The following is a 20,982-nucleotide window of genomic DNA, read 5'->3' as shown; positions in this document are numbered from 1 at the left end:
CGACGGGTACGCGGCGTCGTCCTTCGAGAATGCCGTGTTCCGAGTCGACCCCGCGCCGGCCCCGAGAGCCACGAAGAGGTTCCCGAAACCGGACAGAAGGGGTGGACATGCGAGTTGCGGCGAAAACTGGGCATGCGCACCATGGCCGTGCCATCACTGTCGATGAAGAAGGTGCCGTAATGCCCCGAGGATCCAGCGGTAAGCGTGAACGCCAGTACGAACACATCAAGGAGTCCGGCGAGAAGCGCGGGATGTCCGAGGACCGCGCAAAGGAGATGGCCTCCCGGACGGTGAACAAGGAACGCGCCCGTTCCGGGGAGAGCAAGACGGCCAGCCGCAGCTCGACCCAGGGCAAGTCCGCCTCGCAGCGCGGCGGCGAGAAGTCCCGCGGCGGGGGCTCGTCGTCGTCCGAACCGACCAAGGACGAGCTGTACGAGGAGGCCAAGAAGCGCAACATCGACGGCCGCTCCACCATGACGAAGCAACAGCTCAAGAACGCCCTCGGGCACTGACGGGCCGTTCATCCGGCCGATTCGCGTGCGGGGAACCGCGTCTGGAGAGGAGACGCCGGCGCTCTCCGGCAGCGGGACGTCGGTTGGATGCGCTGCCGTGCGTCGGCCTGGCGGAAAGTAGCGCACTTGCCTGGGTGCTTGCCGGGTCGGTGAGCGTGGTGGGGGGAATTCCACCCCGCCCGCCCGCCCGCCCGCCCGCCCGCCTGCCCGCCGCTCGCCTGCCGGCGCGGCGGCGCCCGCGGCACCACGGTCCGCGCCCGCGCGCCACGGTCCGCGCCCGCGGCACCGCGGTTCGCGCCCCTTCTGTGCGAGGGGCTATGGGCGCGGCACCCTGACGAGGCCTTGCAGGATTCCGGCTTCCGGTCTGGCGAAACCGGAATGGCAAATCGTACAATTCGGACATGGGGCAGGTCGAGCCGCGAACCAGCTGGACGTTCGTCACGAACCATGCCCGGATCCTCGCCATGATCCTTCGTGATCCCGAGGTCCGGCTCCGTGACCTGGCCGAGGCCTGCGGGCTCACCGAACGCGCCGCGGGGGCCATCATCGGGGATCTGGAGACCGCGGGATACCTCACCCGGGTACGCCACGGCCGCCGCAACCACTACGAGGTCACGGCCGGGACCCTCTTCCGTCATCCGGCCGAGGGTGCGCACGAGGTCGCGAACCTTCTTCGCCTGCTGGTCGACCTCGGCCCGCCGACGAGACACCGGCCCGCTTCCCACGGAAGGTGGCGACAGTGAGCGCGCACCGTGCGGCCGGCCCGCGCGCCGGCGCGGCCCTCAGCCCCCTGCCACCGCCCTACCAGGCCCTCGTCCCGCTTCCGGCATGCGAAGGGAACAGGCCATGAACTCTCCTCCCGAGCGCCTGCCGGTCGCGGCGGAGCACATCAGCGGCACCACGCTCCCGTCCGTCGTCGCGGTGGTCCTCGAGCCGGGACCGCAGCGCGTGCTGGCCCGCGTGCGCGGGGAGATCGACAGGGAAGACGGCGACGGACTGCGCGGCTACCTCGTCGAGGCGCTGAACTCCAGCCGTGACGGCCTTGAGCTGGACCTGTCCGCCGTCACCTACTGCGACACCACCGGTGTGGACCTCCTGATCGAGCTGGACCGGCTGGCACTGAAAGCCGACAAGTCCCTCGTGCTCGCCGCCGTCAGCCGGCCGGTCGCCCGCCTGCTGCGCCTGAGCGGCGTGCACCGGCAGCTGACCATCCGGGCCTGGCCCACGGCGGCGCTGCAGGAAGGAGAGTCCGTCTTCCGGGAAGCCGACGGGGCGCATGATCAGCTAGGGCTGAGCCAGGTGCTCGCGGCAGCCGAAGAAGCCGCGCCCGTGCGCTCGCTCGATGTCGTCGCCCGCAACCTGCGCGACCGGTTCGACGCCAGGTACGTGTCGTTCCTGTTCGTCGACGTCGTCGGCCGGCGCCTGCTGCGCGTCCACGACACCGCGGCCGAACCGGGGCAGCAGCCCGCCGAACAGGTCCCACTCGCGGGCAGCAGCCTCTACGACGACGTGCTGCGCAGTCAGCGCCTCATCGTGACCCCGGACGGCCAGGACGGGCAGCGGGTGCTGGCTCCGGTCACCAACCGAGGCGACACCATCGGCGTCCTGGAGCTGTTCCTCACCCAGGTCACACCTGAGGCCTGCACGCAGATCCAGGGGGCCGCGCACGCACTGGCGTACATCATCGCCACCGACCGCCGCTTCACCGACCTCTACCACTGGAGCAACCGTACCGACACGGTCAGCCTCTCCGCGGAGATCCAGCGCCAGCTCCTGCCCTCCGCCTCCTGCTGCGAGGCCCCCGAGTTCACCCTCGCCGGCGCCCTGGTCCCGGCCTCCGACATCGCCGGCGACACCTACGACTACAGCCTCGACACCCACACCCTGCACCTGTCGATCACCGACGCCATGGGTCACGACGTCAGCGCCTCGCTCATGGCCACCCTCCTGGTCAACGCCTCCCGGGGCGCCCGCCGAGCGGGAACCGGCCTCGCGGAGCAGGCCCGTCAGGTCCACCAGGCCCTCCTCGACCACGGCCGGCACAGCATCGCCACCGGCCAGCTGCTGCGCGTCGCCCTGGACGGCACCAGCTCCCAGCTGGTCAACGCCGGCCACCCCTGGCCCTACCTGCTGCGCGACGGCGCGGTCACCGAACTCCCCCTGTCCGTGAACATGCCCTTCGGGATCCCCTCCCAGGGCGCCTACCAGGTCCAGGAAATCGACCTGCGCCCCGGTGACCGCCTCCTGCTGCACACCGACGGCATGCAGGAACGCGATGCCGACGTGGTGGACCTGCCGGCCCTCCTGCGCAAGACCGCCACCGAGCATCCGCGCGAGGTGGTGCGCACTCTGGTCGGCGCGGTCACCGACGCCTACCGGGGTCGGCCGCCGAAGGACGACGCCACCGTCCTGTGCCTGGACTGGCACGGGCCCACGAGGGCAGAGGGTGAAGGGTCCGCCTCGCAGCGGGCCGGCATGAGAGATGGTTGAGCCGGTGCTCCGGGGGCAGGCGACGGGAGAGCCGCTGTCCACCGACCCACCCGGACCCCGGGTGGCGGCCACGGTGGGCACATGGATGCCGCCTGCGGTTCCTTTCTCTTCTCTCCCGCCGCAGGCGGCGGCGGTCAGGCCGACTTCCGATGTGCTCAGGCTGACATGCCGGGCCTACGGCGTCCCGCGGCCGAATCGTCCTGCGTCGAGCACCTCCCTTATACCGACGTGTCCGCCCACGCGGTTCAGCGTTGCGACATGCCGCGGGCCCGGTGTCGTGCCCACAGGGGGACGGCGAACCACCACAGGGCGATCCACAGGCCCATGCAGGCGGCGAGCCAGAACGCCAGGGTGTCGTGCAGGGCGACGCGCAGGATGAGCAGGAAGACCAGCACCATGGTGCAGTACAGCAATACCAGCCCGGTGAGCGTCATGCGGGAGGCGAGGACGACGGTCTGGGGCTTGAGCCGCCTGCCGTAGACCAGCCGGTGCAGCGAAACCGGGCCTACCAGCGCGCTGACCGTGGCGGCGCCGAAGACGACGGTGACGACGTAGATGGTGTGGTCGACGTCGTTCAGTTCCGTGAAGCGGGGTTGGAAGACCACCGCGAGCAGGAAACCGAACAGGATCTGCATCCCCGTCTGAGCGACCCGCAGTTCCTGTAGCAGCTCCGTCCATCTGCGGTCAGCACGTTCCTCCTGCGTCTCGTCCCGCCCGTCCCTGACCGCGTCCTGTCGAGGATCCTTGCCGCTCTCCGTTGCCATGACCGCAGTGTGCCCAGCCTCGAAGGTTCAACTCCGCCTCAACACGGCAGTAGCGCCCGTGCCTTCGACGGTTGGCCCACACCCGGGAGAAGGCGGGTGCGAGCGACGCCGTCAGCGGGTGGCCAGGACGATGCCGTAGACCGCGAAGAACAAGGCGAAGACGAGGACAGCGAGTGCGAGGATCAGCAGCGGTCCCTTGGACCAGCCCGCTTTCGGCTTCCGGTACGGGCCCGTGCCCGTTCCGGTGCCGGCCTCCGCGGGTGGTGTCTCGCCTGCCGGCACGCCCCCGCCTGGCTCGAGTCCCGTCGTGGCACGGGGATCGGGGTCGGGATTGCTCGGGGTGGTCATGGAACTCACCTCCTCGGCGGCCGGGCGACCGCCGTGCGTGACCGGCGCCTACCCACGCCCGAGCCCGGCAAGCGGGATCTGGTCGTCCCGGATGCGGCCCTCGAGTTCGGGTAGCCGCCCCGCATGCCCCCTTTCGAGACTCTCATGGGGCCGTTGCGTGACGGCACGATCGGTGTGTGGGCCCACGGCTACGCCTGGCTGCCCGACAGGCTGCGCACCATCGACGGCACGACGTACCGGACCCGCCTGCTCGGTAAGCCCGTGACCGCGCTCCACGGCCCTGAGGCGGTGCGCTTCTTCTACGACGAGCGGAACGTCGTACGCAAGGAGGCGTTGCCGGGGCCGGTTCTCGACACCCTCTTCGGGCGAGGGGCCGTGCACACCCTGGACGGGGAAGCGCACCGGGCGCGCAAGGCTCTCTTTCTCGCCCTCCTCAAGGACGAGAAGGGCCTCGCGGACCTGGGCGCGGAGGTAAGGCGCCGATGGCGCGAGGCAGTGGAGGGCCGGACCGGTGAGCGCATCGTGCTGTTCGACGAGTCCGCCAAGGCCCTCGCCCTCGCCGTCTGCCACTGGGCGGGGTTGCCCCTTTCCGGCCCGGAGGCCCAGCGGTTGGCCCACGACTGCACGGCGATGGTCGACGGCTTTGCCGCCCCCGGTCCACGCCATGTGCGTGCCCGTCATGCCCGGGCCCGGCAGGAGAAGGTCATGGCCGACCTCGTCGAGGCCCGTCGCGAGACGCCGCGGCCGCCGGCCCGTGACGGGGTGACCGCACTGGAGGCGGTGGCCCGGCACCAGGGAACGGACGGGTCGCTTCTCGATCCGCACACGGCTGCGGTGGAGCTGCTGAACATCGTTCGCCCCACGATCGCGATCGCCTGGTTCACCACTTTCGCGGCGCACGCCCTGCACCGCTGGCCGCACCATCGCGACCTGCTGCGCTCGGACGCCGGCGGCGTCCACGCGCGGGCTTTCGCCCACGAGGTACGGCGCTTCTACCCGTTCGCGCCCTTCGTCGGCGGTCTCGCGGCTCGGGACCTGACGTGGCGGGGCGAACGGATCCCCGAGCACACCATGGTCCTGCTCGACCTCTACGGGCAGAACCACGACCCTGCCCTGTGGAAGAACCCCTACCGCTTCGATCCCCACCGCTTCACCGGCGCGGGCCGATTCCCGGAGCATCTCATCCCGCAGGGCGGCGGCGACCCGGGCCAGGGCCACCGGTGTCCCGGCGAGGACATCACCGTCATGGTCCTCGCGACCCTGGCGACGGAACTGGCCCGGCTCCACTACGGCGTCCCCGACCAGGACCTGACCATCCCCCTGTCGCGGATACCGACCCTTCCCCGCAGCGGCTTCGAACTCGACCTCGCATGATGACTCCTCTGCGCGCGGACCTCCGGACCGTGCGACCTCCGGGAAGCCTCAAGGCCTTCCGCGGCAGTCCCTTGCGGCCCATCCGTCCGGAGAACACCGAGATTGATCCCTGTGTTGCCGGGTACGCGCGCACCGATCCCGCTTTGTCCCGACAGCGTGAAGGAGGAATGACCGTGAGCATGGTGGAGCAGACGATCGACGTGGACGTTCCGCTGCGGAACGCCTACAACCAGTGGACGCAGTTCGAGGATTTCCCGAACTTCATGGAAGGCGTGGAGGAGGTGCGGCAGGTCGACGCGCGTCACTGTCACTGGCGGACCAAGGTCGCGGGAGTCCGGCGCGAGTTCGACACCGAGATCGTCGACCAGCTGCCGGACGAGCGCATCGCGTGGCGCACCGTGGGCGGTGACGTGAAGCAGAAGGGGGTCGTCACCTTCCAGCGCCTCGACCCGGACCACACGCGGGTCCGGCTCGCGATGGACGTGGAGCCCGAGGGGATGGCGGAGAAGGCCGGTGACGCCCTCGGCTTCCTGGACCGCCGCGTCAAGGGCGACCTCAAGCGGTTCAAGGGGTTCATCGAGGAACACGGCCACGAGACGGGTCAGTGGCGCGGCCGCATCAGCCCCTCGGGTGAGATGTCCTCGGGTGGGACATCCTCGGGCGGCATGTCCTCGGGTGGGACGCCCCCGGGCGACATGCCGGGCGGGGACGCCATGGGTGGCGGCCTCACGGGGCGGGCCGGGCATCGGCCTCTGCCCGAGACCCGGGACCTCCCGCCGGAGCCCGGCGGGCCGAAGATGCCCTGACCCGCGACGCCGACGCCTGTCCGACGCCCGTGGCCGGTCCGAGGTGGGGGAGAGGGGCTGAGCACCGGAGAGGAGCCCGCCCCGCGTGACCCGCTGCCCGTGCCCGCGCGCGTCCGGGGGAACGGCCGCCGGCCGCCCGCGTCGACGGCACCGTCTTGCTCCCGGGTGGGCGCCTGGTGCTCTCGGCTGGGCGCCAGCCGGCGCCCCGGAACGGGCCCGACGGCCCGAGCCGCCGTCCCGCCCGGCTCTCCGGGCGGGACGGCGCCGGTCTCGGGCGCCACGGCAGCCGGCACCTCGGCCGGGGCGCGGCGGTTCGTCGCGCATCCCATGGCCCGGTCCGCCCGGGTTCGCCCCGCCCCACGACGGCCCGAGTCCACCTCGGCCGGCCAACGACTGCCGAAAGGTTCCGTGTCATGTCGATCAAGGTCTCCGACCACGTTCTCCAGCGTCTGCGCGACTGGGAGGTGGAACACGTCTTCGCCTACCCCGGCGACGGGATCAACGGGCTGCTCGCGGCCTGGGAGCGAGCCGGCGACAAGCCGCGCTTCGTGCAGGCCCGCCACGAGGAGATGGCCGCGCTCGAGGCCGTGGGGTACGCGAAGTTCTCCGGAAAGGTCGGCGTGTGCGCCGCGACCTCCGGGCCGGGCGCGATCCACCTGCTCAACGGCCTGTACGACGCGAAGCTCGACCACGTCCCGGTCGTCGCCCTGGTCGGGCAGACCAACCGCAGCGCCATGGGCGGCTCGTACCAGCAAGAAGTCGACCTGATGGCCCTCTACAAGGACGTCGCCTCCGACTTCTGCGAGACGGTCACCGTGCCCGAGCAACTGCCCAACGTGCTCGACCGCGCCATGCGCACCGCGATGGCCCGGCGGTCGGTGACCGCAGTGATCATCCCCGCCGACGTGCAGGAGCTCGACTACTCGCCGCCCGAGCACGCCTTCAAGATGGTCCCCTCCAGCCTCGGGATGCCGCAGTACGCGCCGGTTCCCGGCGACGCGGACCTGGCGCGCGCCGCCGAAGTGCTCAACTCCGGTGACAAGGTGGCGATCCTGATCGGACAGGGGGCCCGCGGCGCCCGTCAGGAGGTCATGGCCGTCGCCGAGCGACTGGGCGCCGGCGTCGCCAAGGCGCTGCTCGGCAAGGACGCCCTCGACGACGATCTGCCCTACGTCACCGGTTCCATCGGCCTGCTCGGCACCCGTCCGTCGTACGAGATGATGATGGACTGCGACACGCTCCTGGTGATCGGCTCGTCGTTCCCCTACACGCAGTTCCTGCCGGAGTTCGGACAGGCACGGGCGGTACAGATCGACATCGACCCTCACATGGTCGGACTGCGCTACCCGTTCGAGGTGAACCTGGTGGGCGACGCCCAGCAGACCTTGGAGCGGCTGCTGCCGCTGCTGAAGAACGGGGGCAGGGACAAGCGCTGGCGCAAGAAGATCGAGAAGGACACGGCCCGCTGGTGGGATGTCATGGAACGCCGCGCCGCCGTGGGCGCCGACCCCGTCAACCCCGAGCACGTCGTCCACGCCCTCGACGCACTGTTGCCCGAGGACGTCCTCCTGGCAGCCGACTCCGGATCCGCCGCCAACTGGTACGCCCGTCATCTGAGGCTGCGCGGCGCCATGCGGGGTTCGCTGTCGGGCACGCTCGCCACCATGGGACCGGGCGTCCCGTACCTCATCGGGGCCAAGTTCGCGTACGGCGACCGCCCGGCGATCGCGCTGGTCGGCGACGGGGCGATGCAGATGAACGGCATGGCGGAGCTGATCACCGTCGCCAAGTACTGGCGGGAGTGGGAGGATCCGCGGCTGATCGTCGCCGTCCTGAACAACCAGGACCTCAACCAGGTCACCTGGGAGATGCGCGCCATGACCGGCGCCCCGCAGTTCCTGCCCTCGCAGTCGATCCCCGACATCCCGTACGCCGACTTCGCCCGGCTCATCGGGCTGCACGGCATCCGGATCGAGAAGCCCGACGAGGTCCAGGGGGCGTGGGAGACGGCGCTGGCCGCCGACAAGCCCTGTGTCCTGGACTTCGTCACCGACCCGGCCGTGCCCCCGATTCCTCCGCACGCCTCGCTCGACCAGATCGAGGCCGCGGCGGCATCCGTCCTCAAGGGGGACAGCGACCGGGCCGCCGTGATCCGCCAGGGCTTCAAGGCCAAGGTCCAGGAGTTCCTGCCCGGCCGGCGACACCGTGACGACCGGCCCGGACCCGAGGACGCATGAGGGAACGCCCGGGTGGGGCACGGGTGAGCACCGCCGTGTTCAGCCGTGCCCGCCGGAGCGTCCGGAGCCGACGACGGCCTCGGCCCTGACCCCGCCGCGTACGGACGCCTCCCGCAGGACCGATCCGGGCGGCCCTTCCGCGTATCCGGGCCGTCGCCGTGGCCTCAAGGGGTCGCGCACGTGGGGTCGTCGACGGCGGTCACCGTGTACGGCGGGCGGCCGGGCGGCTGGTCCAACTGGCTGTTGATCACATAGAGGCGGCAGCCGTGACGTGCGAGGGTGGTCGGCAGGTCGAAGTTCTTCCCGGTGATGCGATGGGTCACTGTGCCCGTGCGCAGGTCGTCGTCCAGTTGGGCGATGTAGACGCCGTGCGGGGCACCGTAGTTGAGCACCGCGTAGAGGGTCCTGCCGCGCAGGACCATGCCATCAGGGCCGAAGGAGGCTTCGCCCAGGTCGAGTTGCTCGACCGCTTTGTCGGCCGTGCCGATGCGCCAGACCGCCTCGGTACCGTTGGACGCCACCAGGAGGGCGGTCCCGTCCTCGTTCGCGACGATGCCGTTCAACAGCCAGTAACGGGCCGGGAACTGCGGGAACGCGCCGCGTATGTCGAGCCAGGGTTCCAGCGGACCGAGAGTGCCGTTCCGGATCACGGCCCGGTGGATGACGGGGTTGGCCCAGTCGGTCACGTACACCGCGTCCTTGGTGACGACCAGGTCGTTGAGGTCGGGCGCGCCGAGAGGTCCGTCGGCAGCGGTCCGGGTGGCCAGCAGCCGGCCGTGGCGGTCGTGGACGGTCAGGGTCGCGCCGCCCACGGAGTGGACGCGTCCCCGGCGGTCCGTGTGGACGCCCAGAGAGCTGGGGCGGTCCTCAAGGCCGCGCGCCGGGAAGGGGCGCAGGGCGGGGTCGCCGATGTGGCCGCGGTACAGGGCGCCGGTGCCGTCGGAGGAGACGTACATCGTGCCGTCCCGGGCGATGGTGATCCCCTCGGGCAGCACACCGGGCTCCCGGGAGACGACGTAGGTGTCGGGCAGTTCCCGGGCTGCGGCCGGGCCGGGTGCCGCGCACAGGGCGGTGAGCAGGGCCGTGGCGGCGAGGCAGGCGGAACGGACATGACTGCGGTGCATCGACGGATTCCTCCGGTGAGGGGCCGGTCGCCGGGCGGATCGCTCGACGGGTATTCCGGAGCCTGGCCTCTCGTCCCGCGGAACGCACTGCCTTTCACCCCTGTGCGAAAGGCTCCGCCGGGCCGATAATCGGTCGGCGTGATCCGCTTACACTTCACCGCCGCCGACCTGCGCCAGATCACCCTCGCCCCGGCGGCCAACGCGCTTTCGGAGACCGCCCTGAGCCTCCGCCCGGGCCGCCCACAGGTTCCTCGCGGTGCCGCCATGCCGCACCCGGTCGTGGAGCACCGGCGACGGTCGCAGGATGCGAGCGGGACGGCGCGGGCGGGCGTTCTGTCCGGTCTGGTCGCCGAGCGGGGCTTCGTGCCGGACTTCCTCCTGCAGCCCGCGGCGCACGACTTCGAGGACGCGCTCGACCTTGCCGCCGCCACGCCGACGGCGCGGTTGGCGATCGATCTCGGGATCCCGGACGCCTGCGGCTGGAACGGCGGCCTTGCCCACCCCGGAAGGTGCGCTCACGAGCTCGCCCAGGGGTCGCCGGCCGCACGGCGTGCCCTGGTGAACGACGCGCGCCGCCACTTCGACGCGTCGATCGGTCCGCTGTGGCCGCGGATTCGCAGGGACGCCCTGACCGACCGCGCGTTGCGCGCCGAGATGCTGCTGCGCGGGGGAGTGGACGCCCTGCTGACCACCCTGGGAACGACCTGGCGATGGCAGCCGCCCACGCTGCACCTGCCCTCGTCCTCCACGTACGACATTCCGCTGTGCGGCCGCGGGCTGCTGCTCGTGCCCTCATGGTTCGCCGGCGGGCCTCTGGTGATGTACCGCCCCGAGGCGGCGACGGTCCTCGTCTACCCCATGTGCCGCGGAGAAGGGACGGACCACCGGCCGGAGGCCCTGGGGGCGTTGCTGGGCCGGACCCGGGCGAAGGTGCTCGCGCTGCTGCGCACCCCCGCCACGACCACGGCCCTCGCCGATCGCGCCGGCGTCTCCCTCGCTGCGGCCAGTCAGCACGCGGCCGTCCTGCGCGGCGCGGGGCTGATCGACACCGTACGGACCGGCACCGCTGTGCTCCACAGCCTCACGCCGCTGGGACACTCCCTGCTGGCCGGGACCTGAGCGGCCGTACGACGCCCCGTTCGGCCGGAAGGCCTCCGTCGCGGTGCTCCCGGCAGTGAAGGCGGGACGTAGGGAGGCCTTTCTGATCAGGCGGAGGGGGAGAGCATGTCGCGCACCCACGCGGGATCGGGGTTGGTGTGTGGCCGGCCTGCCACGACGACGGTCGGCACGGTCTCGTTGCCGTCGTTGGCCGCTCTCACCGCTGCGGCGCCGTCCGGATCGCGCCAGATGTTCACCCAGTGCAGTCGGCGGGCGCTGCGGCCCAGCCGGATGCGCAGTCGTATGCAGTACTTGCAGCCCGGCCGCCAGTAGACGACGGGTCGGCCGTCGACCGCGGTGCGGCGTTGTGCCTCCTGCGCTCCGATCGACCTCGGGAAGATCAGGGGTGAGTTCACGCCGGCGAGCGTCAGGAACGCCAGCAGGAGAGCAGCGGCCGTGCCGGGGCTCCCCTCGGAGATCTGCCCGGTCGCGACGGCTGCGCCGCTGAGCACGAGAAGCGTCGGCAGGATCCAGGCGCGCATCATGGTGACGCACTCTAGCGAGGGATCGAAATGCTCCTCGAACCAGGCTGCTCACCTGGGTGTTCGCCGCACGCTGAGGCGCCTTCGTTCGCTCACGTCACGGCCGCGGGCGACGTGGAGTCACGGGCGTCGCGAGTTCCCCGGTGCCGGACGGTCCGCCGCTGCCGGGCCCCCCTGCACGGTGGTGCGCAGCAGGAGCAGGGCGGTGTCGTCCGTGTACCGGCCCGTGGGCCAGGCGCGTCGGATGAGATCGTCGACGAGTCCCTCGACGTCCTTGTCGCGGTGGCGGGCCAGTTGTCGGGCGAGGTCGGCCGCCGTCCGGTCGGGGTCGGTGCCCGGTACCTCCACGAGTCCGTCGGTGTAGAGACCGAGGGTGCTTCCCGGCGGGAGGGCGAGGTCGGTGACGGGGTACGGCATGTCGAGATCGATGCCGAGGGGTGGGGCCGGGTCGAGTCCGACGACCAGGCCTTCCTGCCCCGGCCGGTGCAGGAAAGGCGGTGGATGGCCGGCGCTGGCAAGGGTGGCCCGCCCGTGGGCCAGGTCGATCCGGACGTACAGGCAGGAGACGAGCAGGTCGGTGTCCAGGCCGATCAGGACCCGGTTCGTGCGGGCCAGGACCTGGTCGGGTGAGGCGCCGGTCGTGGCGCGGATGGCGGTTCGGACCTGGCCCATCAGGGCAGCGGCGGCGACGTTGTGACCCTGGACGTCGCCGATGACGGCGGCGACGGTGGCGGCGTCGAGGGGGATGACGTCGTAGAAGTCGCCGCCGATGTCCATGCCGCGGCTGGCGGGCAGGTAGCGGGCGGCCATGGCGAGGCCGGGCACCGCCGGCAGGCGGTGCGGCAGGAGGGTTTCCTGAAGGCCCAGGGCGAGGCCGTGCACGGCGTCGTAGAGCTGGGCCCGGTCCAGCGCCTGTGCGATCAGGCCGGCGAGGGAGGTCAGGACCGCTCGTTCATCGGCGGTGAACGGGTGAGGCCTGTCGTAGGAGAGGATGCAGCAGCCGACGGGCCGGCCGGAGATCAGCAGGGGCAGGAAGGCCCAGGCGCGTTTGCCGCTCATCAGGGGCGCCTGGGGGTACTCGCGGGCCAGCTCCTCGACGCTGGCGAAGAACGACGGGATGCCGGTGGACAGCACGCGCCCGGCCGGAGTGAGACCGGTACCCAGGGGCAGGCCGTCGAGGACCTCGAGGGCCTTTCGGTCGTAACCGTGCCAGCCGGTGATCGTCAGGCGGCCCGCCTCGGCGGCGGACAGCACCAGCCCGTCCGCACTGAACGCGGGAAGGACCTGCCCGGCGACCAGCTCGACGACGTCGCTGACGGCCACGGTCTCGGTCAGGGCGGACGCCAGATGCAGGAGCTGGTAGAGGCGGCCGGTGTGCGCGGTTCGGGGCGCGACGGTCTCGGGGCGGGACGGGCGTGCGGTCTCCGGCCGATCGCCGTCGGGGTCGGGGTCGGGACGGTCGCGGGCGGGCGCCGGTGCGACGGTGACGCGGACGGAGATGCCGCTGCCGTCCGGGTAGAGCTGGAAGCGAAGCCGCCCGTCCGGTGGGCGCAGAGCGGTGAACTCGACCGGTTCGCGACTGATCACGGCCGTGCGGTACCGGTCCTCGACGGTGGGCTGGTCCAGCCAGGGCAGGGACTGCCAGGGCCGGGTTCCCAGCAGCCGGTCCGCGGAGTGGCCGAGCAGGGCGGACGCCGCGCCGTTCACGAACGTGATCCGGCCCTCCAGGTCAAGGGCCAGGGCGCCGTCGGGCAGCCGCTCGGCGTAGTCAGCGGCCGCCTGGGGGGACCGGTCCGTGTACGGGTGGGGCTCGGTGAGCGACACCCGGAGCGGTTGCTCGGGCGCGCGCGGGGGGTCCGGCAGTTGGTCAAGGACGTGCGCGATGCCCCGTGCCTCGGCGGAGATGTGGCCCAGCTCGCGGCGGGTGGCACGCTCCGGGTGGGAGGCCGGCCACAGCAGGACCAGGCCGCCCCAGCAGCGGGAGCGGCCCGACAGCGGCGTGGCGGCGAGGGCGAAGCGGTACGGCAGGCTCGCCGCGACCTGCGGGTACCAGCGGGCCATCTCCTCCTGGGAGCCGACCCACACCAGACGGTTCTCACGGACGGCCTCGCTGACGGGGGCGGCACTCGTGAGCGGGATCCGGTGCCAAGGCCAGGCCACCTCCTCCGGCAGTCCGCACAACACCGCCAGACCGAGCGTCTGCGCAGCCTCGTCCAGCAGGTACACGACCCCCGCGGAGGCGCCGGTGCGCCGCACGGTGTCGACGAGCACGGTGCCGAGCAGCCCAGCCGGCCCGGGCTGCTCGCCGGCGCCGGATACCGCAGCTCGCATAGCCAGACAATACGCCCATAGCCGGATAGATCGCGCTGGCCGCGGGGGCACGCGGTCGCTCGTGGGCGGCAGCAGCCGACTCGTCCGGTGGGCACTCACCCTGCTGAATCCGACCGCCGGCGGCGAGGCGGCCACCGCTGCGGCGGGCGGCGCGTCTCGCCGCGCCACCAGGCCGGCACTCCGGACCGGTCATCGCGCGCGGCCACCGGGGGCGGCGTCTGCACCGAGAGGTGCCATGTCGCTGCATCCAGCCCGGGCCGCGATCGGGAAGACACAGCGTTGCTCGTTCGTGCGCCGGAGGAGCCGGCCGGGCTGTGGGCACATGAGGGGCCACACCGACGGAGGAGAGGTGTTCCATGAACTTCAGCGACGAGTCGAGAGCCCGCGAGAGTGACCCCCGCCCGACGCGTCCCGACGGCGCCCGGCCGGCGCCCCCGGCGGTGAGCGATGCCACGGTCGAGGCGCTGGGGTCGCTTTCCAAAGCACTGGAGACGGTCGAGCGTGCCCGCGGCGCTCTGTACACCTTTCACCAGCTGACAGGCACGGCCGATTTCGAGCTGGACCGTGCGGTGAGGCTGCTGCGGGACGCCGGCCACGGCGAATGGGCGCGTCGCGTGGAGGGCGAGATCCTCGGGCGCAACGTCATCCCCGATCACTGGACGTTCCAGATCGTGGAGGCGTACGACGGGACCTACTACGAGCCGTTCAAGGCCCTTGAACGGCTCGCGGTCTCCCGCCTCGCCGGCGGCCGCGACCATCTTTACGAGGCACGGCTCAAGGAGGCGCGTCGGACTGAGGGCCATCCCGACCACACAGCCGGTCTCCGCTGACGACGGGCGGGGAGAGGAGGCCTGCCGCGGCGGGCTGTCGTGGCGGCCCTGTGTCGTCGGCGCGGGTCACGAGCTCCCGCCGCCCTTCCTCCGCAGGGCCTGTGGCTTGTGCACCGCGGACTTGCCGGTCCGGTCGCTCTCCACTTCGTACTGCGGATCCTTCTCCGAAGCGTCCACGGTCCTGCCGGCAGCGCTCGTCCGCTTGTCGATCTTCTTCTTGACCGTGCCCTCGACTCGCTGACCGTGGCTCGACCAGGTGACGTCGTCGCCGGGAGACAGCTTCTTCTTCGCCATCGCAGCACCTTCCGTTGACACCGCTGCAGCGCCGTCGTGGCGCTCGCCTCGCCACTCTCCCTGCTTCCACCGGAGTCCGCACCCAGGGCGTGTCCATCGCGAGCGTGCGTCAGAGCGAGGCGTTCCCGCCTTGGCCCTCCGCGGAGCGCTCGCTGTACCGCTCCTGGAGCAGGAGGCCGAAGGGAGGCCGTGCCGTGGCGGGCGGCCGCCGGGCCACGAATGGTGCGGCGGCGGTTTCCGCGCGCCGCGCCGGTCACCGTGGGCGTGTTCCCCTGGTGGACCGACGCGGCGGGCGGGGCAACGAGGACGCCCGTACCCGTGCTGCGGCTCGCGACCGAACCGCGAGGGCGCCGTGCCGCCCGCCGGTCGGTTCCTCTACGGAGGCGACGCGGTGGCCGGGCCGCGGACCCGCCTCTTCAGGACGGCTCAGGGGCAGCTGTAGCGGTAGTCGCCCGTGTCGGTGGTGCACGCGTCGAAGCCGGAGCCGCCGTCCGCGATGTCGTTGCCGCCGATCCCGTCACGGGAGTCGAGCGTGTCGTTGCCTCCGTCTCCGTTCAGCCGGTCGCCGCCCGTCTGGCCGATCAGCCGGTCGTTGCCGGCGCCGCCGCTGACCCAGTCGTTGCCGGCGCCGCCGTACACGACGTCGCTGCCGTCGTTGCCGTAGACCGTGTCATTGCCGCTCAGCGCGCAGATCACGTCGCTCGCGGAGGTGCCCCTGAGCGTCTCGGTGGCGCTCGTGCCGACGATCGTGCAGCCACGCGCGTTGTTCACGGTCGTGGCCGCATTGGCGTTGTTGTTGGCCGGATTGGGATCCTGCTCGACCGCCGCGGCCGCCACCCAGTCCGTGAGAGTGCCCGTGGCGCGCGGCTCCGCGACCACGGTGACGGTGGCCGACCCGCCGGGGGCGAGCGTGTTCAGGCGGCAGGTCATCGTGGTCGGGTTCACCGCGCACGGACCGCCCTGGCTGGGCGTCGCCGACAGCAGAGTCCCCGAGCCGCCCGTCAGGGTGTCGGAGATGGACACACCGGTGGCGCCGGTCGTGGGGCTGTTGTTGGTCACGCGGATCGTGTACGTGGCCTGGTCGCCGAGGCTGACGGTGGTGGGGCCGGTCTTGGTGACCGAGAGGTCCACGCTGGGCGGCGGCGGTGGGGTGCCGCTCACCAGGTAGCGCACCACGGCCTGGTTGTCACCGTCGCTGCCGGAGACGACGATCTTGCCGTCGGGCTGCAGATCGACGGCGAGCCCCTCGTCGAAGAACGTCTCGATGTCGGTGGTCACCCGGCCGTCACCGCTGAACGTGGTGTCCAGGGAGCCGTCCGGGTTGTAGCGAGCGACCGCGAAGTCGCCGTTCGCCCCGCCCGCCACGACGATCTTCTGGTCGCCCTGGAGCTCCATGTCGTTCCCGGCCGCCCCGTTCCCGCCGAACCCCGTGGTCACGGTGCCGTCACCGCCCCCGAAGGTGGTGTCCAGCGTGCCGTCCTGGTTGTACCGGGCCACCGCGAACTCGGAACCGACGCCGCTGCCGCTGGAACCTCCGGCGACGATCTTCAGCCCGTCGGCCAACGCCACGCCTCGGATCTCGTTGCCGAACGGGGTCGCCACCTTGCCGTTGTCGCCGAAGGACGTGTCCGTGCCGCCGGCCTCCTGGAAGAAGCGCATCAGGCCGAAACCGGCGGGGCTGGAACCGGCCGCGACATAGGCCTCGCCGCCGGCCGGTGTCAGGGCGTTGACCGCGGAGCCGCCGCCCGGGTAAGCGAAGACCGTCTTGCCCGAGCCGTCGTCACCCCATCCGGCCTCCGGCACTCCGGCGGGGGTGATGGCGGCCACCATGGCATCGCCGCCGTAGACACCACCCACGACGATCCGGTCGTCCGTCCCCATGATCACGGTGTTGGCGAAGGCGTTGGTGGTGCCTCCCAGGCCCGTAACCAGCTTGCCGTCGCCGCTGAAAGAGGTGTCCAGGGAGCCGTCGCTGTTGTAGCGGGCGACCGCGACCTGGACCGGCCCGCCCTCGACGGTGCTGTTGCCGACGGCGACGATCTTGCCGTTGGAGGCCAGGGTCAGCGCCCGCGCCACGTCGTCGGTGGAGCCGCCGAAGTCGGTGGCGACCATGCCGTCGCCCCCGCCGAACGTCGTGTCCAGCGTGCCGTTGGAGTTGTGGCGCACCAGGATGAAGTCGTTCGGTCCGTCGAAATCGAACCCGCTGCCGAGAGTCACGATCTTGCCGTCCGGCTGGACCAGGACGTCCTCGTTGTACTCGACCGCGGCGACATCGATGAGGGCTTTGCCGTCCCCGCTGAAGCTCGTGTCGAGGTCGCCCGGCGCCGCTGTCGCGATTCCGGGCAGACTCAGGACGAGCGACAGCGACACTCCTCCGACGAGGGCGGCCGCCGCATACCGGCCGCCGCCCGCTCGTCTCCGCCTGCCGTCCCGTGGCGCGCTGTGGAGAGAAGGGAATGTGGACATGCGGACCTCCGCCTCGGGCCGCCTCGCGGCCGGCCACCGTTGATGACGGAGCACAGCTTCCAGCCGTCGCTGCCTGCGGAAACGGAGCGGCTCGCGGCACTGCGCCCGCTGGACGAGACGATCCCACTCGCGTGAGTGAGTGCTCGGCACGCGTGTTGACGAGTGTCCCCACCTGCCCGCCCTGCCGCCCGTGTTCCCGGTGAGGGACGGTCCCTGCCGGTGGCGGCCGCCGTCGTCCGGTCGCGACCGAGCCCGGGGTGGTACCGGGCGGCCTGCGGCCGTCCGTGCGTCATCACGCCGTGGCTCCGTCAGCTGAGCCGGGGCGTGCGATTAGCTGCTGAGCACTGCTCCCGCCGTGCCCGTGGGCCGGGCACGCGGGTGCTCGGAAAGGGAACGGACAGTGCTCAAAGGCTTCAAGAACTTCCTCATGCGTGGGGACCTCGTCACCATTGCCGTCGGGCTGGTCATCGCGCTGGCCTTCTCGACCCTGATCAAAGCGTTCACCGACTACGTGATCAATCCGATCGTCAGCCGTCTCCAGGGAGGAAAGTCGCTGGGGCTCGGGTGGCAGCTCGGCGACGAAGGGAACGAGGCGACGTACCTCGACCTCGGCCAGTTCATCTCCGCGCTGATCTACTTCGTGATCTTCATGGCGGTCATCTACTTCGTGATCGTCGTCCCGTACAAGCACTACCAGGCCCGCCGCGGTGTCACGGCATTCGGCGAGCCCGGACCCGTGAAGACCTGCCCGGCCTGCCTGTCCGAGGACCTGCCGGCCGCCGCGAGCAAGTGCCTCCACTGCGCTACCGAGCAGCCCCCGACCGTCGGCAGCGCTTCACCTGCCTAGGCGTGCAGCTGCCGCGCTTCGATGCCACCCACGAGCGTGCGACCGCGGGAGACGAAAAGGCAGGGCTGGGAAGCGACCAGCTGAAGCGCTGTCTCCCGCTCGGTCAGCCGGGCCGGCGCGCGGCCGCGAGCATTCCGGCGTCCGGGCCACCGTCACCGGAGCTTCGTCGCAAGGCTGCTGAGCAGCAGTCACTCGCTCCTCCGGTCGCGCCCGCCGGACCCGGATCAGCTGGTGCTTCCACCCCAGGACGACGACTGCTCCGGCGGGGCCGCGTCCCCGCCGGAGCAGTCGAAGCCCGGTGCTACGAGCCTGCCTGCTCCATTTCGGCGAGGGGCCCGCGCGATGTCACCAGACGCGCACTGCCCTCGGCGAGACGGTAACCGAGGCCGACGACAGCGATCTCGCCGGCCTCGACCTGCTCCGCGAGCAGGCGCGAACGGTCCAGAAGCAGGTCAACGGTGTGCCTGATGTGCTCGTCCACGATGTCACTGTCGGACGTGAGACCGGAGGCACGCGCGGCCAGGATGCTCGGGGTGACGCGCTCGACGACGTCACGGACGAACCCCTTGGCGGAGAAGCCGTCCTCCACAGCCGCGCGGGCAGCCGCCACCGCGCCGCACGAATCATGGCCCAGGACCACGACCAGACGCGCACCGAGCACGCTCGTCGCGTACTCGACACTTCCCAGCACCTCCGACCCCAGAACGTGGCCGGCGGTTCGTACGACGAAGAGGTCTCCCAGGCCCTGATCGAAAATGATCTCGGCGGCCAGTCGCGAGTCCGAGCACCCCAGGACCACGGCGAAGGGGTCTTGGCCCGGTGCGAGGTCCGTGCGGCGGGCGGCGTCTTGGTTGGGGTGCTCGGGCGTACCCGCGATGAATCGCTTGTTCCCGGAGAGCAGGGCGTCGAAGGCAACGGCAGGTGAAGTTCTGGGCATGGCCCAAGCCTATGGCCCACCTGTGCGCCGTGCGTGGCCGGGCCTGAACAGGGACCCGACGGCCGTGGGCACGTCGCCGTGCAAAAGGCGACCAAGGGGGTGAAACGATCAGCACCGCCCTCGTGCCCGTGACCGGGCGGTCGTGTCGCCCCGGCCGTCGCGTCGCCATCAGACCGTTCAACCCCCCCCGAACGGCGTCCGGGGTCGCCGTGGTGGTCCGTGCGTGCGCAGCCGATCCTCCCTGGGGATTCAGTCTTCGAGGGCGGATTCGAGCTGTTCCCTGTTCATCCGGGAGCGTCCTTTGACCCCGCGTTCGGCAGCTTCGTGGCGCAGTTCCTGCAGCGTGCTGTGCGCATGGTGCTGCCCGTTGCCGCTGTTCCGCCCGTCCGGGTGGAGGACGACCTTGGTCCATCCGTCGTCGCGGTTGTCGAAGTGCTCGTAGGCGGCCGGCGCCTCGTCGAGGCCGAGCTCGTGGGACACGATGAAGCCGGGTTCTGCCTTCCCGCCGGCGATGAGATCGCGCAGGGCCCGGTTGTAGCGCTTCACCGGGGCCTGTCCGGTGCCCATGCGCTGGCCCTTGAACCAGAACATCCCGAAGTCGATGGGGATCTTCCCCTTGGCTTCGAGCTGTCCCTGGGTCTCGGCCGCCCCCGGGTCCTCGGGGACGAAGACACCGACCACCCCGAGGCTGCCGGTGAAGCGCACGGCGTCGATGAGGCCGTTCAAGGTCAGGCTCGCGTCCTCCTCGCCCTGAGGGTCGTGGGCCTGATATCCGACGCATTCACAGCCGTTGTCCGCACCGAGTCCCAGCGTGGCCTCCTTGACGACCTCTGTCGGGTCCTCCTCTGCCGTGTTGATGGGGATGGCACCGATCCGTTCGGCCAGCCGCAGCCGGTCGGGCTGGTGATCGGCGACCCAGACCCGGCCCGCGCCCTTCAGGATCGCCGAGTAGGCGGCCATCAGACCGACCGGCCCTGCTCCGTACACGATGGTCTGGTCCCCGGGCTTCACCTGTGCCATCTCGGTGGCGTGGTAGCCCGTGGGGAAGATGTCGGCCAGCATCACGTAGTCGAGCTGGCGCTCGGCCGCGTCCTCGCCCAGACGCAGGGCGTTGAAGTCGCCGTACGGCACGCGCAGCAGTTCCGCCTGGCCGCCCTGATACGGCCCCATCTCCGCGAAACCGTAGGCGGCACCGGCCATGTCGGCCTTGGGCTGCATGGTCAGGCAGTAGTTCGTCAGGCCCTGCTCGCATTGCTTGCAGAAGCCGCAGGCGATGTTGAAGGGGAGGACCACCCAGTCGCCGACCTGGATCTTGCTGACCGCGTCGCCGATCTCGACGACCTGGCCGAGGTTCTCGTGCCCCATGGCCCGACCGGTCTCGAAGGAGGTCCTTCCCTCGTACATGTGCAGGTCGGAACCGCAGATGTTGGTGGTAGTGATCTTGACGAGGATGTCATTGGGATGTTCGATCCGCGCATCCGGCACGTCCTTGACCGTCACCGTGCGGGGTCCTTCGTACACTGCCGCTTTCATGATCGCTCCTCACCGCCGCCGTGCCTCGCGCTGACAGGGGGCCGACGGCGACCTGTGGCCGACGGAGCCGGTTCTCCTGGACCTGGTGATGGCCGGCCACATCGATGGGGTTCGCTGAAAACCCGGTACGTCGACGAGCCGGCCCGACATCGCCGGCCCGTCCACGCGCCGCTCGCATCGGCGCCGTAACGCCAGGTCGCCCGGCTGCCTTGGACTGCTCGGCGCCTGCCCGTCCGAGATGACGGAAAACGCCCTCGTGCGGAGCCGCCGCGCTTCTGCCGAGTCGACCCGTCCACGCGGCTTCGATGCGCCGCGGCGGCGCACTGACGGAGCGCAGCCCACGCGTCCTCTTTGCGTCAGGGGGGCAGAGGTCAGGATCGACCACGTATCGCGCTACCGAGGTCTGTTCTCGCCGCTGCGGGGTAGTCGCCGGTCGGACAGTACGGATC

General features: G+C 71.2%; 17 protein-coding genes and 2 pseudogenes. 10 read left to right on the top strand and 9 right to left on the bottom strand.

Annotation, left to right across the window (positions count from 1 at the left end; genetic code table 11):
• Window positions 1-179 precede the first annotated feature (179 nt).
• From ACIRQF_RS00775 to ACIRQF_RS00760, 4 genes and pseudogenes are all read left to right on the top strand, one after another.
• Window positions 180-512, top strand: coding sequence for a plasmid stabilization protein (locus ACIRQF_RS00775; RefSeq protein ID WP_404087665.1), 333 nt, complete (start codon window positions 180-182; stop codon window positions 510-512).
• A 401-nt stretch (window positions 513-913) separates the two neighbouring features.
• A complete protein-coding gene (locus ACIRQF_RS00770) occupies window positions 914-1,255 on the top strand; it encodes a helix-turn-helix transcriptional regulator (RefSeq protein WP_382484169.1) in 342 nt (113 codons plus the stop codon).
• Window positions 1,256-1,340: 85 nt separating this feature from the next.
• Window positions 1,341-1,715: pseudogene (locus tag ACIRQF_RS00765) on the top strand (STAS domain-containing protein); the annotation flags it as partial.
• A 96-nt stretch (window positions 1,716-1,811) separates the two neighbouring features.
• Window positions 1,812-3,002 carry a PP2C family protein-serine/threonine phosphatase gene (locus ACIRQF_RS00760; protein WP_404089470.1) on the top strand — a complete coding sequence of 397 codons (1,191 nt, stop codon included), beginning with the start codon at window positions 1,812-1,814 and terminating at the stop codon, window positions 3,000-3,002.
• A 245-nt stretch (window positions 3,003-3,247) separates the two neighbouring features.
• Here ACIRQF_RS00760 and ACIRQF_RS00755 read toward each other — a convergent pair whose 3' ends face one another.
• Both ACIRQF_RS00755 and ACIRQF_RS00750 read right to left on the bottom strand, forming a co-directional pair.
• Window positions 3,248-3,766 (bottom strand): DUF6328 family protein, encoded by a 519-nt coding sequence (locus tag ACIRQF_RS00755; protein ID WP_404087663.1) that lies wholly within the window; start codon window positions 3,764-3,766, stop codon window positions 3,248-3,250.
• Window positions 3,767-3,877: 111 nt separating this feature from the next.
• Entirely contained in the window at window positions 3,878-4,114 is a 237-nt protein-coding gene (locus tag ACIRQF_RS00750; RefSeq protein ID WP_404087661.1) for a DUF6480 family protein, read from the bottom strand.
• 123 nt (window positions 4,115-4,237) lie between these two features.
• Between ACIRQF_RS00750 and ACIRQF_RS00745 the strand changes: the two genes are divergently transcribed.
• The 3 genes and pseudogenes from ACIRQF_RS00745 to ACIRQF_RS00735 all read left to right on the top strand — a co-directional run bounded on the left by ACIRQF_RS00745 (window position 4,238) and on the right by ACIRQF_RS00735 (window position 8,531).
• Window positions 4,238-5,488 carry a cytochrome P450 gene (locus ACIRQF_RS00745; protein WP_404087659.1) on the top strand — a complete coding sequence of 417 codons (1,251 nt, stop codon included), beginning with the start codon at window positions 4,238-4,240 and terminating at the stop codon, window positions 5,486-5,488.
• 173 nt (window positions 5,489-5,661) lie between these two features.
• A pseudogene (locus tag ACIRQF_RS00740) lies at window positions 5,662-6,120 on the top strand (SRPBCC family protein); the annotation flags it as partial.
• 587 nt (window positions 6,121-6,707) lie between these two features.
• Window positions 6,708-8,531, top strand: a complete 1,824-nt coding sequence (locus ACIRQF_RS00735; protein WP_404087657.1) for a thiamine pyrophosphate-requiring protein — start codon at window positions 6,708-6,710, stop codon at window positions 8,529-8,531.
• A 164-nt stretch (window positions 8,532-8,695) separates the two neighbouring features.
• Here the strand turns inward: ACIRQF_RS00735 and ACIRQF_RS00730 are convergent, their stop codons facing one another.
• Complete coding sequence (locus tag ACIRQF_RS00730) at window positions 8,696-9,655, bottom strand: hypothetical protein (RefSeq protein WP_404087655.1); 960 nt, start codon at window positions 9,653-9,655, stop codon at window positions 8,696-8,698.
• A gap of 138 nt (window positions 9,656-9,793) precedes the next feature.
• On the opposite strand from ACIRQF_RS00730, the gene ACIRQF_RS00725 reads away from it, so the two are divergent.
• Window positions 9,794-10,774, top strand: coding sequence for an ArsR/SmtB family transcription factor (locus ACIRQF_RS00725; protein WP_404087653.1), 981 nt, complete (start codon window positions 9,794-9,796; stop codon window positions 10,772-10,774).
• A gap of 86 nt (window positions 10,775-10,860) precedes the next feature.
• Here the strand turns inward: ACIRQF_RS00725 and ACIRQF_RS00720 are convergent, their stop codons facing one another.
• On the bottom strand, window positions 10,861-11,298 hold the full coding sequence (locus tag ACIRQF_RS00720) for a glutaredoxin domain-containing protein (RefSeq protein ID WP_404087651.1): 438 nt from the start codon (window positions 11,296-11,298) through the stop codon (window positions 10,861-10,863).
• Window positions 11,299-11,415: 117 nt separating this feature from the next.
• Window positions 11,416-13,626: a SpoIIE family protein phosphatase gene (locus ACIRQF_RS00715; protein WP_404087649.1), complete on the bottom strand. Its 2,211-nt coding sequence runs from the start codon at window positions 13,624-13,626 to the stop codon at window positions 11,416-11,418.
• 356 nt (window positions 13,627-13,982) lie between these two features.
• Between ACIRQF_RS00715 and ACIRQF_RS00710 the strand changes: the two genes are divergently transcribed.
• A complete protein-coding gene (locus ACIRQF_RS00710) occupies window positions 13,983-14,456 on the top strand; it encodes a hypothetical protein (RefSeq protein WP_404087647.1) in 474 nt (157 codons plus the stop codon).
• 66 nt (window positions 14,457-14,522) lie between these two features.
• Here the strand turns inward: ACIRQF_RS00710 and ACIRQF_RS00705 are convergent, their stop codons facing one another.
• On the bottom strand, window positions 14,523-14,750 hold the full coding sequence (locus ACIRQF_RS00705; protein WP_376634064.1) for a DUF2945 domain-containing protein: 228 nt from the start codon (window positions 14,748-14,750) through the stop codon (window positions 14,523-14,525).
• A gap of 426 nt (window positions 14,751-15,176) precedes the next feature.
• Window positions 15,177-17,216: a calcium-binding protein gene (locus ACIRQF_RS00700; RefSeq protein WP_404087645.1), complete on the bottom strand. Its 2,040-nt coding sequence runs from the start codon at window positions 17,214-17,216 to the stop codon at window positions 15,177-15,179.
• A gap of 400 nt (window positions 17,217-17,616) precedes the next feature.
• On the opposite strand from ACIRQF_RS00700, the gene ACIRQF_RS00695 reads away from it, so the two are divergent.
• Entirely contained in the window at window positions 17,617-18,063 is a 447-nt protein-coding gene (locus tag ACIRQF_RS00695) for an MscL family protein (protein ID WP_404087643.1), read from the top strand.
• A 301-nt stretch (window positions 18,064-18,364) separates the two neighbouring features.
• Here ACIRQF_RS00695 and ACIRQF_RS00690 read toward each other — a convergent pair whose 3' ends face one another.
• Both ACIRQF_RS00690 and ACIRQF_RS00685 read right to left on the bottom strand, forming a co-directional pair.
• Entirely contained in the window at window positions 18,365-19,000 is a 636-nt protein-coding gene (locus ACIRQF_RS00690) for a carbonic anhydrase (protein ID WP_403526155.1), read from the bottom strand.
• 249 nt (window positions 19,001-19,249) lie between these two features.
• A complete protein-coding gene (locus tag ACIRQF_RS00685) occupies window positions 19,250-20,533 on the bottom strand; it encodes a glutathione-independent formaldehyde dehydrogenase (protein ID WP_404087641.1) in 1,284 nt (427 codons plus the stop codon).
• Window positions 20,534-20,982: the final 449 nt, after the last annotated feature.

Origin of the sequence: Streptomyces sp. NPDC101191 (assembly GCF_044767915.1) — a bacterium.
Lineage (GTDB): Bacteria > Actinomycetota > Actinomycetes > Streptomycetales > Streptomycetaceae > Streptomyces.
The sequence above is the reverse complement of the archived record's forward strand: the minus strand, read 5'-3'. Positions and strand labels throughout refer to the sequence as shown.